Below are 15,066 nucleotides of genomic sequence, written 5' to 3'. Positions count from 1 at the left end.
GCCATACGAGACGATGAGGGCCACCATGGGCAAGACGCTGGGCTACGCACGGATCAGCACCGATCAGGGGCAGGACGCCACCAGCCAGAAGATCATGTTGGAGAAGCTCGGTGCGGTCGTCGTGTTTGTCGATATCGGCAACGGCTCGAAGCTCACCGGGCGAGATCAACTCGAAGCAGCCCTGCGCCTGCTCGATGAGGGCGACACCCTATTGGCTCTTCACCCGGACAGGCTTGCCAGAGATACCGGCGACCTGCTGACGATCGCCAAGCGCGTCATTGAGAAGAAGGCCGTGCTGCGGATCAATGACCCGGCCATCACGCTCGACGGCAGCGATATCATGGCCGAGGTGATGCTGACCGTGTTCGGACTGGTGGGGATGATGGAGAAGCACTTCATCAAGGCGAGGCAGCGCCGGGGGATCGAAGCCGCGAAGCAGCGTGGCAATGTCTACAAGGGCCGTCCCGCGACGATTAGCCCGGACGCTGTGCGCGATCTTCGTGCTGAGGGGATGGGGGCCACCCAGATCGCCAAGCGCCTCAAGATCGGGCGTGCATCGGTCTACCGACTGCTCGCCGCCTGATCACAGGTTGCGCAGCCACTCAATCGCCTCTTCGAAGGTCATCGCCTTCCCCGGCTGAGCCGCTGCGAGCTCAATCATTGAGAGGAAGTCTGAGTCGAGTTCTTCGCCCCGGCAAATGGGGCACGACTCGTCCGTCCCATCACCATCGCACCGTCCCGCATGCTGATCCACGATCCCGGAGCCTCCGCACATGACCAAGCCTGATCATACCACAGCAGGCTCACCGGCATCGTCCTCGGACGCAGCCGTTGAAGCGACACTCGACGTTCCATGGGATTCAGAACAACCCCGCGCATCAGTCGATCTCAAACCCGGCACGCATCCTGTAAGCGGCACCATTTCCGGTCAAAACCGCGAACCGCGGTTGCGCCGGTCATATCACCTCTGATCGCAGCAGCTTCGAGCACGGCCGTGGAGCCGGCGATGACGATCTCGTTGTCGTTGACCGACACGTCGCCGATCAGCATCTGCACGTATGAGCGCCTTAGCTCCGCGTTCTCGTTCAGGATCTCGGCGCGGAGCATCGCGCCAAACCGCTCGACCGCGGCGTCGTCGATGACGTGCGTGCGAGCACCGAGCTGCGTCTGCAGGCTGCGCTCGGTTTCGGTCAAAGCCGTGATCGAGGCGCGGCCCTCGGCGAGCTTGTCGGCGAAGATCGGGTCGCGGGGGCTCATCAACCCTTCTTCGACGAGTTCCAGAAGACGGCGCAACCGGGCTTCAGCAGCGATCCGCTCGCGGCGGACGCGGTCGAGATCGTCCTTGCGGCGCTTCTCGGCATCGTCCGAGCGATCGAGGACATCCGCCAGCAACACCTTCAACCGGTCGGGCTGCAGAACGCGGCCGAGCAGTCCGTTGAGAACAATGCTGTCGAGTGCGTCTTCGCGGATCGCCTTGCTGGGGCAAGTCGCGGCACCCGCACGCTGGGCCACGCCGGAGGCGTTGTTGCCGTCCTCATCGTCGTTCGAAACACGGGCATAGATGTAGGCACGAAGCGGCTGGGTCATGCGTGTGTCTTCCGATCAGTCGGCAGCATCGTCGAACATGGCGCCATCCAGTGTGCCGCGTCTCATGCCCCATGATGTGGATGCCCGCCGCGGACGGGGCCGACCAGTCCTTCGCCTTGGCGAGGACGGACGCCGGGACGGCATCGGAGTCGGCCGCGATCTCCGCGGCAATTCCAGCGGCAACGCTGGCCATCAGATGACTTGGGTGTTGCCGGAAGCGCAGCGCGCTGGCGCTAGACATTGCGGCCATCGGACTTCTCCAGTTCGTCAAGGAACGCCATGGAGTTGCTGCGGGCAACAGCGATCACGTGTGCGGTCCATCGGGTCATGGTCCTTTCTAGGAGGGACACCCGGTCCACCGCGAGTCGGCCGGCTTCCAGCGCCTTGATTACGTCCCGGATCGTTCGACGCGAGCGTGGCGAATTCGGCTCCTGACCGACAATCCGCAAAACGGCTCAAAATTAACCGCGCCGAACCGATATTCTCCAATGATCTGAGTGCCCCTCTTTGTCCACTGTGGGGCACCATTCTAAAATTTGGCAGAAATCCTTTGCTTGAGAGCACCCCTGAGAACCAGCATTGGGCGAGCATTGCCGCGCTTCTTCATGGGTGATGCCTAGCGCGCGCAGGCATCTACCACTCCCTTCCCGAGGACCGCTGTCGCGGCTGGCGTTTCGTAGATCATGTCGACCGGCAGCGGTTCCGGGCTGGGCACAGCCTTCAGCAATCCCGCGATTCCTTGCGCCTGTTCATCAAGCCTTGCCATGCCGCCTCCGATCCTGCGGAAAGGTTTAGATCTCTGCGAGTCCCCCCTCGAGCCGCGCAAGCCGCTCCCCGATGGCTGCCCTCACGCTCTCATGGATCTCGGTCGCGAAATCTTCGGGCATCCTGGCAAGTGCCCGCTCGGAAGCTGATACCGCATTGTCGAGCACGTCGCGAATTGCCGCGAAAATCATGGCGCGACCCATCCCTCCTTCGAGGCCGGTCTCGACAAAATGGCGCCCGGATATGTCGAGTATTTTGTATTTCCGGCTCTTTCCGGCCGACATCGCCAGTCTGAAGCTCCTGTGGGGGATCTGTCTCCTGTCGAAGGCGGGCTGTGCGGTAAGCACATCATAGAATGGCGTCAGCGCATATCGGCCGCCCGGGCGGAGAAAGATGCTGAAGTTCTTTCCGTGTCCGTCGGTCGCGCCGATGAGCCAGAACAGAATGATGGCCCTGAAGAATGCCGCCTGATCGTCGACTGGTTCGTCAGCCTGCTGCAGCAGCTTCAGGATGCCCGCTGCGCTGGGACCGCCGTCGCTCTGGTACTTGCGGGCAGGCGGAACGCCTAGGGCCTGACAACAGTCTTCCTGAGGCAGGCGCAGCAGCTCTGCGCCGCCCCGCCAAAGGCGATCGAAACGCTCAACCACGAGGACGCGGCGCTTCCCAAACGTGTCGATGCGGGTCTGTGCGACCTTGAGTCCGAACTCCTCGAGGAGCGTCAGGCAGTAGTGCTCGTTGTCGACGCTCGCATCCATGTCGATTGGCCCAACCGCGGTCGGTATCAGCCCGAGCTGTGGTTTCAGAATGTGGGTGGTTGGGGTGGTGCCTCTGGGTCGCAGCCACCTGCCTCGATGGTGGAGCAGTGCCGTCTTCTCCTGCGCTCCGGCAACCGAGATGCGAAACTCCTGTTCGACATCCATGCCAAGAGGCGCCCGTGCGAGATTGGCCAGGATTTTTTCAATTTCTTCGATCGAAATCCGCTCTCCCTGAACGTCGCTCAGCGCGCTTGGCTGTTCGCCTTCATGGAGAAATTGCATGGCGCCCACGCAGTCCCGACCGATCTCCTCCAGAAGGCTGTATGCGTCAGTTCCCTCTGCACCGGTCCGCTCGGCAACCCGTCTGCGGATATCGGGATTGTCGGGGAGCAGGTTATCGAAGACAGCGGCGACGGGTGCGCCGGCATATTGCGTGGACCGCAGCGGCAGAGACAGCGAGACAGCAAAGGCATTCTGCCATTCGAGCCAACGGCTGGCGTAGCCGAACCGGACAGCACCGTCGTTCTCCTTGGCCAAATGGCCGACAAGCCGGTTGTTGATGAAAACGTCGAGCGGGGCGTGAGCTCTCCTGCGTGGCATCAGAAGATGTCCTCGATGCCTTGCGTGTTACGGGCGTTTCGTTCCTCGACGATTAGATCGAGGTCGAGCACCGCAAACAGCGATTGGATCGACGAGAGCTTCGTGCCCTCGTGGCCCGTCTCGATCCTCGAGATGAGTTCCTGACGCAGGCCAGAGAGGGCGGAGAGATCGCGCTGCGTCCATCCACGCTCCTTGCGGGCGTTGCTGATGGCTGTTCCCAGTTGCAGCGGGGATCTGATGATCTGGAACATTCGGTGCCTCCACGGAGGCATATGCCATAAATCGCATAAGAAAGCAATATGCGCTTTTTCACATAAAACCATTCTATGCTGAAAAGCGCATAAAATAATTTTATGCTGTTAAGCGCATAAAACGAAAATATGCTGTTTTTCGCATCCCAAACACATTGCCTCTGTGGATCCGCGAGGACCGTATGCTGGCGCCAGATAGCGGCCACCCAACAATCTCCAATCGGATCGAGGCCGCTATCCACAATGCGGGCTTGATCGACAATGCATGGTGTCTGCGTTTTCGCCGCGATGATGGGCGCATCCGAGCAGCGCTACGGCCCCGGTATCCGGTCGCATCGTTACAATCTTCGATACGTGCAAGGACTATGTCGACGCGCGCCTTGGGACGAGGAGGACCAGATAAAGCGCTTAGCCGCTCTCGACGCAAATCTTTCTCGCCCACTGTCGGCCATTATCGACCGCGCCGAACCGATATTCTCCAATGATCTGAGTGCCCATCTTTGTCCTCTGTGGGGCACCATCCCAAGCGTACTCCGTTCCCGCCGCAGGTGGTGATCGTCGAACGGGAGCAATTGCCATCAGCAGCTTGAAGGCAGCGCCTCCGCGACCAGCTTAAATATTGCCTATTAAGTATGCCCAATTCTGTGCTTCCCGTGCCTGCGTCGCGCCGGAGCCTTCGATGCTGACGCGGGGACTGGATGCGCCGCGACACGGGCGGTAATCAGCTTGCCGTGAGAATCGCCATCATCGATACCAGCACGACGCGTGCGGCGATCATCGCCGAGGGGCTGCGCGACGCCGGGCTAGACGACCAAGTGGTGATCGACCCTGCCGGGCCGCTGGCGCGGCAGATCGAGGCGTGTGCGCCTGAAGTCGTGCTCATCAACCTTGAAAACCCGAGCCGCGACCAGCTCGAGGATTTCTTTGTCATGTCGCGGGCGCTCGGCCGGCCGATCGCGATGTTCGTTGACCAGTCGGACGCCGAAAGCGCGCTTGCCGCAGTGGATGCGGGCGTGTCCGCCTATGTCGTCGACGGGCTGGCCCGGCAGCGCATCAAGCCCGTGCTCGACGTCGCGATCCGGCGGTTCCAGGCGTTCTCTCGTCTGCAGGCCGAACTGGCCGAGGCCAAGACTGCGCTGGCCGACCGTCAGACGATCGACCGGGCCAAGGCAATCCTGATGCGCCGCCGCGGCATTGACGAGCCTGCCGCCTATTCGCTGCTACGTGGCCATGCGATGCAGTCCAACCGACGCATCGCCGAAGTGGCCGAGGCGATCGTCACAAGCGATGCGCTGATGGGAGACCTGCCATGAGCCTCGAGCGCCTCCGCATCGGCTTCCTGCCGCTGGTCGATGCCGCACTGCCGATCCTGGCACACGAACTGGGCTTCGCCGAAGCAGAGGGCCTGACGCTGGACCTAGTGCGCGACGTCACATGGGCGACCGTGCGCGACCGGCTGCTTTATGGCCATACCGACGCCGCGCACCTGGTCGCGCCGCTGGCGATCGCCACCGCGCTGGGACGCGATCGGCCGCCAACGGCAATGGCGGTGCCGTTCGTTCTGGGGCTGAACGGCAACGCGATCACCTTTTCGACCGCGCTGGGCGAGGCGTGCGGACTGGGAGAGGCGCTGGGCGATCCGCACGCGGTCGGTGCCGCATTGCGGGAAGTGGCGCGCTCGCGCCGGCTCCGCTTTGGCGTCGTGCATCGCTATTCGAGCCACAACTACATGCTGCGCTATTGGCTCGCGGCGGTGGGTATCCGGCCCGACACCGATGTCGAGATCGTCGTCACCAGCCCGCCCTTTGCCGCTGATGCACTTGCGAGCGGCGAGGTCGACGGCATCTGCGTGGGTGAGCCGTGGAACTCGATCGCCGTTGATCGAGGGGTCGGCCGGATTGCTTTGGCGACGGCTCAGATCTGGCGTCGCGGCGTCGAAAAGGTGCTGGCGATGCGCGCCGACATCGCCGCCGAACGCCCCGACGCGACCCAGCGACTGATCCGTGCGCTTCATGCCGCGGCCGCCCATTTCGTGCGGCCAGACACAGTGGAGGCGAGCGCGAAGATCCTGGCGCAACCTGCCTATCTGGATGCACCCGCCGACGCGATCCTCCGCGCGATCACCGACCGCATCCGGCTCGTGCAGGGCGGCGAGCCGGTCCATTATCCCGACTTCATGTTCCAGCATCGGGAAGCGGCGAACTTTCCGTGGCGCAGCCAGGCGGCGTGGCTGTATGCGCAGATGACGCGCTGGGACGGGCGCGGCTATGACGCGGGCGATGCGGCGATCGCAGCGGCGACGTTCCGCCCCGACCTTTACCGCGCCGCGCTCGCCGGCTCGGGCGCGGTACTGCCAGGCGCGTCCTCGAAGCTGGAGGGGGCGCTGGGCGAGCCGATAGGCGCAGGTTCCACACAAGGTCGGCTGGTGCTTGGCAACGACCGCTTCTTCGACGGGCGTGCCTTCGACCCCGATGACATTCCGGGTTATCTTGCCACGCTGCCCTGATCGCGCGGGTGAAGATGCCGCAAGTGCGAAAACCTCTTGTGCGGTGCGCGCGAATCAGGCAGCTTGAACGTCGCCGGGCAATGACGCCGGGCACAAGATAGCAGTGACACGCCTCTCCAGCGCCGGGGGGGCACCACTGATCGAAATGCCGGCACTACCGGCATTCGAAGAGGCAACGAAGCCGCCAGGACGCGCCCGATAAGGGCCGCCGTCCTGGCGGCTTTTTTCATTTCCGGCACGGCCGAGGGGACGGGCAATGGCAACGGCATTCTGGGAAGAGACAAGGACTGAAAAGAACGGCTTCTGGCAAAGCGGACACAAGCCCACGCTGGTTGCAGCATTTTTGTATTTCGACCTCGCCTTCATGGTGTGGGTGCTGCTGGGGCCGCTTGCGCCCGAGATCGCCAAGTCGCTGGCGCTGACGCCGGCGCAGAAAGGGTTGATGGTCGCAGTGCCGACGCTGGCGGGCGCGGTGTTGCGCGTCGTCAATGGGCTGCTGGTCGACCGGATCGGTCCCAAGCGGTCGGGCGCGATCAGCCAGGTGATTGTCATTGCGGGGCTGTTCACCGCCTGGGTGATGGGCGTCAGCAGCTTTGCCGGCACGCTGGCGCTGGGCGTGGTGCTGGGTTTCGCAGGCGCGTCGTTCGCGATTGCGCTACCGCTGGCCAGCCGCTGGTACCCGCCCGAGCATCAGGGCAAGGCCATGGGTCTGGCAGGTATGGGCAATTCTGGCACCGTGCTCGCGGCTCTGTTCGCGCCCGCGCTTGCCAAGCTGTTCGGCTGGAACGCGGTTCTGGGCCTTGCCTGCATTCCGCTGACGATCGTTTTCGCACTCTATCTCGCAATGGCCAAGGATGCGCCCGGCGCGCCTGCGCCCAAGCGCCTGGCTGAATATCTGGCGCCGCTGAAGCAGGCGGACGCGTGGTGGCTGATGGGCTTCTATTCGGTCACCTTTGGCGGGTTCGTGGGCCTGGCGGCGAGCCTGCCGATCTACTTTACCGATCGCTTTGGCCTGACGACGATCCAGGCAGGCTATGCGACCGCGGCTTGCGTATTCGCGGGGTCTCTGGTCCGGCCGATCGGTGGCGCGCTGGCCGACCGGGTCGGCGGCGTAAAGGCGCTGACTGCCGTGTTCCTGCTTGCCGCGGCGGCGCTGGCGGGCGTGGCGAGCGCGGGCAGCTTTGCCGCGGCGTTGACGCTGTTCGTCATCGCCATGCTGGCGCTGGGCGTCGGCAACGGGTCGGTATTCCAGCTCGTGCCGCAGCGCTTTGCCGCAGAAATCGGCGTGATGACCGGCTTGGTCGGCATGGCTGGCGGGGTTGGCGGCTTCTATCTCGCCTCATCGCTCGGCCTTGCCAAACAGTGGACGGGCAGCTTCGCGCCGGGCTTCCTTATCTTTGCCGCTCTTGCGCTCGTCGCACTTGCCGGGCTTTCGCTGGTCAAGGGCAGCTGGCGGCGCAGCTGGGGCGCGGCCGAGGGGGTGCGGATCTGATGCGCGCCCTTGCGCTCCTGACCTTCGTCGTGGCGACCCCGGCGGCCGCGCAGACGATCAAGCCACTCGCCGAGGCGCGCCTGCGCTACGAGCATGCCGAGCAGGACGGCCTGCCGCTGGACGCCGACGCGATGACGATGCGCGTCCGCACCGGAATCGAGGCGAGCAGCGCAGGTTGGTCGGTGCTGGCCGAGGCGCAGGGAAACCTCGCGATCATCGACCACTATTATGACGGGCTGCACGGGCGCCAGACCCGACCGCTCGTCGCCGATCCGCAGAACGTCGCGCTGTATCGCGCGCAGCTCCGCTATGCGGACGCGGGACAGGCAGTGACGCTTGGGCGGCAGCGCATCGCGCTGGACGACGAGCGCTTCGTTGGGAACATTCCCTTCCGCCAGAACGCGCAGACCTTTGATGCAGTTCGCGGTGAATTCTCACCGATGAAGGGCGTGAAGGCCGATGTCAGCTATGTCTGGTCGGTGCGCACGCTGTGGGGAATCGACGGCACCGATGCGCGGCAACGGGCAATTTCCGGCGATACCGTGCTTGCCAATCTCGCCTGGACCTCACCGGTCGGCACGCTGACGGGTTTCGGCTATTGGATCGACGCGGACGAGGCGGCGGTGCAGGGCTTCCGGCTTTCGAGCCGAACGCTGGGCGTAAGGCTGGCGGGCGCGCGACTCGGTTCGATAGCGACCGGCTCGTGCGCCGCTACGGCGACGAGATCGACCTTCTCGCACAGGCGCGCATCGGCCGGACCACCGCGGGCATCCGCTACGCCGACTATCGCGCCGACACCTTTTCCACCGACACGCGCAAGCTGTGGCTGCAACTCGACTGGACGATCTGATGAAACATGAGCCTTTGAAAGCGCCCGAGGGGGACCTCCGCGAACATCTGATCGTCATCGGCAACGGCATGGCCGGCTGCCGCGCGATCGAAGAGTTGCTGGCGCGCGACCCCGATCGCTATCGCATCACGATCTTTGGTGCCGAACCGCGGGTCAACTATAACCGCATCATGCTTTCGCCGGTGCTTGCGGGCGAGAAGACGTTCGAAGAGATCGTCATCAACGGCCATGACTGGTATGCCGGGCATGGCGTCACGCTGCTGAGCGGCGATCCCGTTACCGCCATAGACCGTGCCGCCAGGACGGTAACGAGCCGGAGCGGCCTGACCCTCGAATATAACCGGCTGCTGATCGCGACCGGCAGCGATCCCTTCATCATTCCCGTCCCTGGCCACGACCTGCCTGGCGTCGTCAGCTTCCGCGACATGAACGATGTCGAGGCGATGCTGGCGGCGGCCGACCGGGGTGGCAACGCCGTCGTGATCGGCGGCGGCCTTCTGGGGCTCGAAGCGGCGCACGGTCTGTCGCTGCGCGGCATGAAGGTGACGGTGCTGCACCTGATGCCGACGCTGATGGAGCGCCAGCTGGACGAGGCGGCCAGCTGGCTGCTCAAGATCGCGCTGGAGGCGCGCGGGCAAACAATCCTGACGGGCGCGGACACCACCGCGATTTTGGGCGACGGCCGGGTCGAGGCAGTGCGCCTGAAGGACGGGACCGAGATCGCCGCCGATCTCGTGGTCATGGCGGTCGGCATACGCCCCTCGGTTGCGCTCGCGCGGGCGGCCGGGCTGGAAGTCGGGCGCGGGATCAAGGTCGACGACCATATGGTGACGAGTGACCCCGCGATCCTGGCGGTCGGCGAATGCGTCGAGCATCAGGGTCAGGTCTATGGCCTTGTCGCGCCGCTGTGGGACATGTGCCGCGCATTGGCCGACGGATTGGTCGAGCGGCACAGCGGCTACCGCCCGGCACCGACGTCAACCAAGCTCAAGGTCGCGGGGCTCGACGTCTTCTCGGCGGGCGACTTTTCGGGCGGCGATGGGGCGGAGGACATCGTCCTGCGCGACGCCAGCCGCGGCATCTACAAGCGGGTCGTGGTGCGCGACGACCGTATCGTCGGCGCGGTGCTCTATGGCGATACCGCCGACGGCAACTGGTACTTCGACCTTCTGAAGCGCGGCGAGAGCGTTGCCGACATTCGCGACGCGCTGATCTTCGGTCAGGCCTTTGCCTCGGGAGGGGGGCAAGCGGACCCTAAGGCTGCCGTTGCGGCGCTTTCCGACGATGCGGAAATCTGCGGCTGCAACGGCGTCTCCAAGGGTCGCGTGCTCGCCTGCATCGACGGCGGTGCGGCGAGCCTCGATGCGGTACGCGCCGGGTGCAAAGCCTCGGCCAGCTGTGGCTCGTGCACCGACATCGTCGAAACCCTGCTGACCCTGCGTCTCGGCAGCGAGGTGGAGGCTGGGCCGAAGACGATGTGCAAATGCACCAGCTTCGGCCATGACGATGTCCGGCGGGAGATCGTCGCACAGGCGATGCGCTCAATCCCGGAGGTGATGCAGAAGCTGCACTGGTCGACGCCGGACGGCTGTTCGTCGTGCCGCCCGGCGCTCAACTATTACCTGCTCTGCTCGCTGCCGGGCGAGTATGTCGACGATCAGCAGAGCCGTTTCGTCAACGAGCGGATGCACGCCAACATCCAGAAGGACGGCACCTACTCGGTCGTGCCGCGCATGTGGGGCGGCCTCACAAACCCGCGCGAACTGCGCGCGATCGCCGACGTGGTCGAGAAGTATAATGCGCCGATGGTCAAGGTCACCGGCGGCCAGCGGCTCGATATCTTCGGCATTCGCAAAGAGGATCTGCCGGCCGTCTGGGCCGACCTCAACGCCGCGGGAATGGTGTCGGGCCATGCCTATGGCAAGTCGCTGCGCACGGTGAAGACTTGTGTGGGGAGCGAATGGTGCCGCTTCGGCACGCAGGATTCGACGGGGTTGGGCGTCAAGATCGAGCGCGCCACCTGGGGCTCGTGGATGCCGCACAAGTTCAAAATCGCGGTCTCCGGCTGTCCACGCAACTGTGCCGAGGCGACGATAAAGGACTTTGGCGTCGTCTGCGTCGATTCGGGTTATGAACTCCATGTCGGCGGCAATGGCGGGATCAAAGTGCGCGCCACCGACCTCCTGTGCAAGGTTGCGACAGAGGCCGAGGCGATGGAGATGTGCGCCGCCTTTATCCAGCTATACCGAGAGGAAGCGCGCTATCTTGAGCGCACCGCGCCGTGGATCGAGCGGGTTGGCCTCGAATATGTCAAGTCGCGCCTGTTGCCCGACGCTGCGGCACGCGGCGAACTGACACGACGCTTCTGGTTCTCGCAGCAATTCATGCAGGACGATCCCTGGGCGGCGCGCGCCGCCGGGGCCGAGCGAGAGCAGCATGCGCCAATGGCGCGGTTCCAGCCGATGGGAGAGATGGCATGAACGGCGAGTGGCTCGATATCGGCTGGGTCGAGGAGATCCCGTTGCGCGGCAGCCGGACGGTGCAGATCGTGGGCGGTGACGACATTGCCGTCTTCCGAACAGGCGAGGGTCATGTGTTCGCGCTGCTCGACCGCTGTCCGCACAAGCACGGGCGGCTTTCGCAAGGGATCGTCCACGGCGGTGCCGTCGCCTGCCCGCTGCACAACTGGCGCATCTCGCTATCCACTGGCGAGGCGCTGGGCCAGGACAAGGGGTGCACGCCGACAGTGCCGGTCAAGCTCAGCGGCGGGCGGGTGCTGATCTGCCGCGCGGGCGCACTGAAAGCGGCGGCATGATCCGCACGACCTGCGCCTACTGCGGCGTCGGGTGCGGGATCGTCGCAACACGCACCGGCGAGCGTTCAGTAGAGATCAAGGGCGACCCCGAGCATCCCGCCAACCATGGGCGTCTGTGCTCGAAGGGAACGCATCTGGGCGAAACGGTCGGCCTGGAAGGCCGGCTGCTCGCGCCCATGATCGGCAATCGCCGCGCTTCGTGGGACAAGGCGCTCGATCTCGTTGCCCGGCGCTTTCGCGAGACGATCGCGCGGCATGGGCCAGGCAGCGTCGCCTTTTACGTTTCGGGTCAGTTGCTGACCGAGGACTATTACGTTGCCAACAAGCTGATGAAGGGTTTCATCGGCACGGCGAACATCGACACCAATTCGCGCCTCTGCATGTCGAGCGCGGTGGCCGGCCACATCCGCGCATTCGGCGAGGATGTCGTGCCCGCATCCTATGATGACATCGACGCCGCCGACCTCATCGTCCTGGTGGGCTCGAACACCGCCTGGTGCCATCCGATTGTCTATCAGCGCATCCGCGCCAGGTGCGAAGGCGGTGCCAAGCTCGTCGTCATCGATCCGCGCCGCACCGAAACCGCCGAGCAGGCCGACCTTCACCTTCCGATCCGACCCGGCAGCGACGTCGCGCTGATGAACGGGCTGCTCGCCTGGTGCCGCGACGCGGGCGCGCTCGATCAGGCGTTTCTTCGCGATCATGTCGCGGTGCCCGAGGGGTTCTGGAACCTTGAAGGGGCCGATCTGTGGTCCACCGCGCAGACCTGCGACGTTCCCGCAGCCGACCTTCGCCGCTTCTACGAAATGTTCGCCGCCACTCCGCGCACAGTGACGCTCTTCAGCCAGGGCGTGAACCAGTCGCTTGCCGGTACGGATCAGGTGAATGCGATCCTCAACGTCCATCAGGCGACGGGCCGCATCGGCAAGCCGGGTGCGCAGCCCTTTTCGATCACCGGTCAGCCCAATGCGATGGGCGGCCGGGAGGTTGGCGGCCTTGCTTCGACACTCGCCGCGCACATGGATTTTAGCGAAGCGAGCCGCGCGATCGTGCAACGCTTCTGGGCATCACCGACGATCGCCGAGAGGCCGGGCCTCAAGGCAGTCGACATGTTTCGTGCGGTCGGCGAAGGGCGGATCAAGGCGCTGTGGGTGATGGCGACCAACCCAGCCGTGTCCATGCCGGATGCCACCCAGGTGCGCGAGGCGCTGGCGGCGTGCCCCTTTGTCGTTGTCAGCGACGTGATGGCCGACACCGATACCGGCGCCTTTGCGCATGTCCGACTGCCGGCCGCCGCATGGGGTGAGAAGGACGGCACCGTCACCAACTCGGACCGCACCGTGAGCCGCCAGCGCGCAATCTTCCCGCTGCCGGGAGAGGCGCGACCGGACTGGTGGATCGTCAAGGAAGTCGCGCGGCGCATGGGGTGGAAGACGGCCTTCGCCTATGACCGGCCTGCCGAAATCTGGCGCGAACATGTGCGGCTCTCAACCTATCAGAATGACGGCCAGCGGCTGTTCTCGCTGGCGGGGCGCGGCGCGGGCGGCAATGCTGACTATGACGCGATGTTGCCGTTTCGCTGGGGCGGGATGCCCTTTGCCGATGGCCGCTTTCCGACTGCCGACGGACGCGCGCGGCTGGTGCCGGTCGCGCAAAAGCCGCTCGCTGCGCCGCTCCGCGATTGGCCGATGACCCTCAACACGGGGCGCTATCGCGATCATTGGCACAGCATGACGCGTACCGGCCTTGCGCCAAAGCTGGCACGCCACCGCGAGGAGCCGTTGGTGGAGGTGCATTCGCATGATGCCGCGCAGTTGGGAATCGCCGACGGCGCCCTCGCCCGCGTATCGACGCCGCAGGGAGAGAGCCTCTACCGCGCTCGCGTCACTGATACGCAGCGGCCGGGCGAGCTGTTCGTGCCGATCCACTGGACCGATCGCACCTCAACCGGCGGGCGCACCGGCTTGCTCCCGCGTCCGCTTGCCGATCCGATCTCCGGCCAGCCGGGATTCAAGGCGACGCCCGCCATGATCGGCGCAGTCGAGACCAAGTGGCGCGGTTTCCTGATTCTGGTGGGCGAGCCTGCGCGGCAACCCGATTGTTTGTGGGCGACCCGCGTGGCGATCCCGGCAGGCAGCCTGTGGGAGCTGGCAGGCGATGGTGACCCGCTGCGACTGGAAACATCGTTGCCACTAGGTGAGCGGATCGAGGCGATCGACCGCGCGCGCGGCACGCGCCGGATCGCGGTACTTGCCAAGGGGCGGCTGGTCGCCGCGCTGTTTATTACCGAACACGGCGAGCTGCCCGCGCGCGACTGGCTGATCGCACAGCTTGGCGAGGCAGAGGCCGCGCCAACCCTTCTGGCTGGCCGCGCACCAGGCGCGGTGGTCGATCGCGGCCCGGTTGTTTGCGCCTGTTTCGACATTGGCATGAAGACCGTCGTCGCCGCGATTCGCGACCAGGGGCTGGTCGACGTCGCGGCAATTGGTGCGGCTATCGGCGCGGGCACCAATTGCGGCTCGTGCCGCCCCGCGCTCGCGCGGCTCATTGCTGGGGAGACTACGCATGCCGCATGACAACTTCCCCGCTGGCAGCGTCTGGCTGGTTGGCGCGGGACCGGGTGATCCCGATCTGCTCACGCGCAAGGCGCTGCGCCTGATTTCGGAAGCGGACGTCATCTTCCACGACGCGCTGGTCGGACCCGGCGTGCTTGATCTGATCGAGCCGCACACCAAACAGATCAGTGTCGGCAAGCGATCGGGCCGCCATTCCAAGGATCAGGCGACGATCGACGCGCTCATCGTCGAAGCGGCGCTGGCGGGGCAGCGCGTCGTCCGCCTGAAAGGCGGCGATCCGGCGATCTTCGGCCGGACGGCAGAGGAAGTTGCCGCATGCCAAGCCGCCGGTGTGCCAGTGCGCATCTGTCCCGGCATCACTGCCGCCAGTGCGGCAGTCGCTTCGGCCGGGGCGAGCCTGACGCTGCGCGGTGTTGCTCGCCGGTTGACCTTTGTCACTGCGCATCCACAGGCCGGTCGCCCCCTCGACCTCGACTGGCAAGCGCTTGCGGCACCCGATGCGACGCTTGCCATCTATATGGGCCGCGAGGCCGCCGCGACCGTCGCGCAGCAGCTGATCGGCGCAGGCCGCGCTCCCGAAACGCCGGTGCTCGTCGTCGTCAACGCAGCGCTGCCGGACGAGCGGATCATCCGCGGCCAGTTGTTCGCGCTCGCCTTCCTGGTCGGGGCGGTGAGCGATGACGATCCGGCTGTGCTCATCATCGGCGAAGCCACCGCAGCCTATGCGGCCAAAGCCCCGACCGCATCGCCCAGCCGCCAGATCCGCGAGCTAACGTGAAGATAGGAAAGCTGTTTTCCTGTCCCATCAGCGGATGGCCCGTATTTACCGGTTATACAGGCATCTGCTGTTTTGCCGCCTGGGCAATGGC

At 65.1% G+C, this 15,066-nt stretch carries 12 protein-coding genes and 1 pseudogene; 9 read left to right on the top strand and 4 right to left on the bottom strand.

Annotation, left to right across the window (positions count from 1 at the left end; all coding sequences use genetic code 11):
- Positions 1-25 precede the first annotated feature (25 nt).
- Entirely contained in the window at positions 26-583 is a 558-nt protein-coding gene (locus ACAX61_RS14620; RefSeq protein WP_370715583.1) for a recombinase family protein, read from the top strand.
- A gap of 305 nt (positions 584-888) precedes the next feature.
- Here the strand turns inward: ACAX61_RS14620 and ACAX61_RS14615 are convergent, their stop codons facing one another.
- The 4 genes from ACAX61_RS14615 to ACAX61_RS14600 all read right to left on the bottom strand — a co-directional run bounded on the left by ACAX61_RS14615 (position 889) and on the right by ACAX61_RS14600 (position 3,958).
- Positions 889-1,587, bottom strand: a complete 699-nt coding sequence (locus ACAX61_RS14615; RefSeq protein ID WP_370715582.1) for a hypothetical protein — start codon at positions 1,585-1,587, stop codon at positions 889-891.
- A 616-nt stretch (positions 1,588-2,203) separates the two neighbouring features.
- Positions 2,204-2,353, bottom strand: a complete 150-nt coding sequence (locus tag ACAX61_RS14610) for a hypothetical protein (RefSeq protein ID WP_370715581.1) — start codon at positions 2,351-2,353, stop codon at positions 2,204-2,206.
- Positions 2,354-2,378: 25 nt separating this feature from the next.
- Positions 2,379-3,707 carry a type II toxin-antitoxin system HipA family toxin gene (locus tag ACAX61_RS14605; protein ID WP_370715580.1) on the bottom strand — a complete coding sequence of 443 codons (1,329 nt, stop codon included), beginning with the start codon at positions 3,705-3,707 and terminating at the stop codon, positions 2,379-2,381.
- Positions 3,707-3,958: a helix-turn-helix domain-containing protein gene (locus tag ACAX61_RS14600; protein ID WP_370715579.1), complete on the bottom strand. Its 252-nt coding sequence runs from the start codon at positions 3,956-3,958 to the stop codon at positions 3,707-3,709. Before ACAX61_RS14600 ends, ACAX61_RS14605 begins: the two co-directional genes overlap by 1 nt.
- Positions 3,959-4,689: 731 nt before the next feature.
- Here ACAX61_RS14600 and ACAX61_RS14595 point away from each other — a divergent pair.
- The 8 genes and pseudogenes from ACAX61_RS14595 to cobA all read left to right on the top strand — a co-directional run bounded on the left by ACAX61_RS14595 (position 4,690) and on the right by cobA (position 14,975).
- The gene (locus tag ACAX61_RS14595; protein ID WP_370715601.1) at positions 4,690-5,271 is read left to right on the top strand and encodes an ANTAR domain-containing response regulator; all 582 of its coding nucleotides are present in this window, start codon (positions 4,690-4,692) and stop codon (positions 5,269-5,271) included.
- Positions 5,268-6,464 carry an ABC transporter substrate-binding protein gene (locus tag ACAX61_RS14590; RefSeq protein WP_370715578.1) on the top strand — a complete coding sequence of 399 codons (1,197 nt, stop codon included), beginning with the start codon at positions 5,268-5,270 and terminating at the stop codon, positions 6,462-6,464. The genes ACAX61_RS14595 and ACAX61_RS14590 overlap by 4 nt, the downstream gene beginning before the upstream one ends.
- A 256-nt stretch (positions 6,465-6,720) precedes the next feature.
- A complete protein-coding gene (locus ACAX61_RS14585) occupies positions 6,721-7,956 on the top strand; it encodes a nitrate/nitrite transporter (protein ID WP_370715576.1) in 1,236 nt (411 codons plus the stop codon).
- Positions 7,956-8,806, top strand: a pseudogene (locus tag ACAX61_RS14580) (hypothetical protein). The gene ACAX61_RS14585 and the pseudogene ACAX61_RS14580 overlap by 1 nt, the downstream one beginning before the upstream one ends.
- Positions 8,806-11,286: a nitrite reductase large subunit NirB gene (gene nirB / locus ACAX61_RS14575; protein WP_370715600.1), complete on the top strand. Its 2,481-nt coding sequence runs from the start codon at positions 8,806-8,808 to the stop codon at positions 11,284-11,286. The pseudogene ACAX61_RS14580 and the gene nirB overlap by 1 nt, the downstream one beginning before the upstream one ends.
- Positions 11,283-11,621 (top strand): nitrite reductase small subunit NirD, encoded by a 339-nt coding sequence (gene nirD / locus ACAX61_RS14570; protein ID WP_370715575.1) that lies wholly within the window; start codon positions 11,283-11,285, stop codon positions 11,619-11,621. The genes nirB and nirD overlap by 4 nt, the downstream gene beginning before the upstream one ends.
- Positions 11,618-14,197: a molybdopterin-dependent oxidoreductase gene (locus ACAX61_RS14565; RefSeq protein WP_370715574.1), complete on the top strand. Its 2,580-nt coding sequence runs from the start codon at positions 11,618-11,620 to the stop codon at positions 14,195-14,197. Before nirD ends, ACAX61_RS14565 begins: the two co-directional genes overlap by 4 nt.
- Complete coding sequence (gene cobA / locus ACAX61_RS14560; RefSeq protein WP_370715573.1) at positions 14,187-14,975, top strand: uroporphyrinogen-III C-methyltransferase; 789 nt, start codon at positions 14,187-14,189, stop codon at positions 14,973-14,975. The genes ACAX61_RS14565 and cobA overlap by 11 nt, the downstream gene beginning before the upstream one ends.
- The last annotated feature ends 91 nt before the right edge of the window (positions 14,976-15,066 follow it).

Source organism: Sphingomonas sp. IW22, from assembly GCF_041321155.1.
In the GTDB taxonomy this organism is placed as follows: Bacteria; Pseudomonadota; Alphaproteobacteria; order Sphingomonadales; family Sphingomonadaceae; genus Sphingomonas.
The sequence above is the reverse complement of the archived record's forward strand: the minus strand, read 5'-3'. Positions and strand labels throughout refer to the sequence as shown.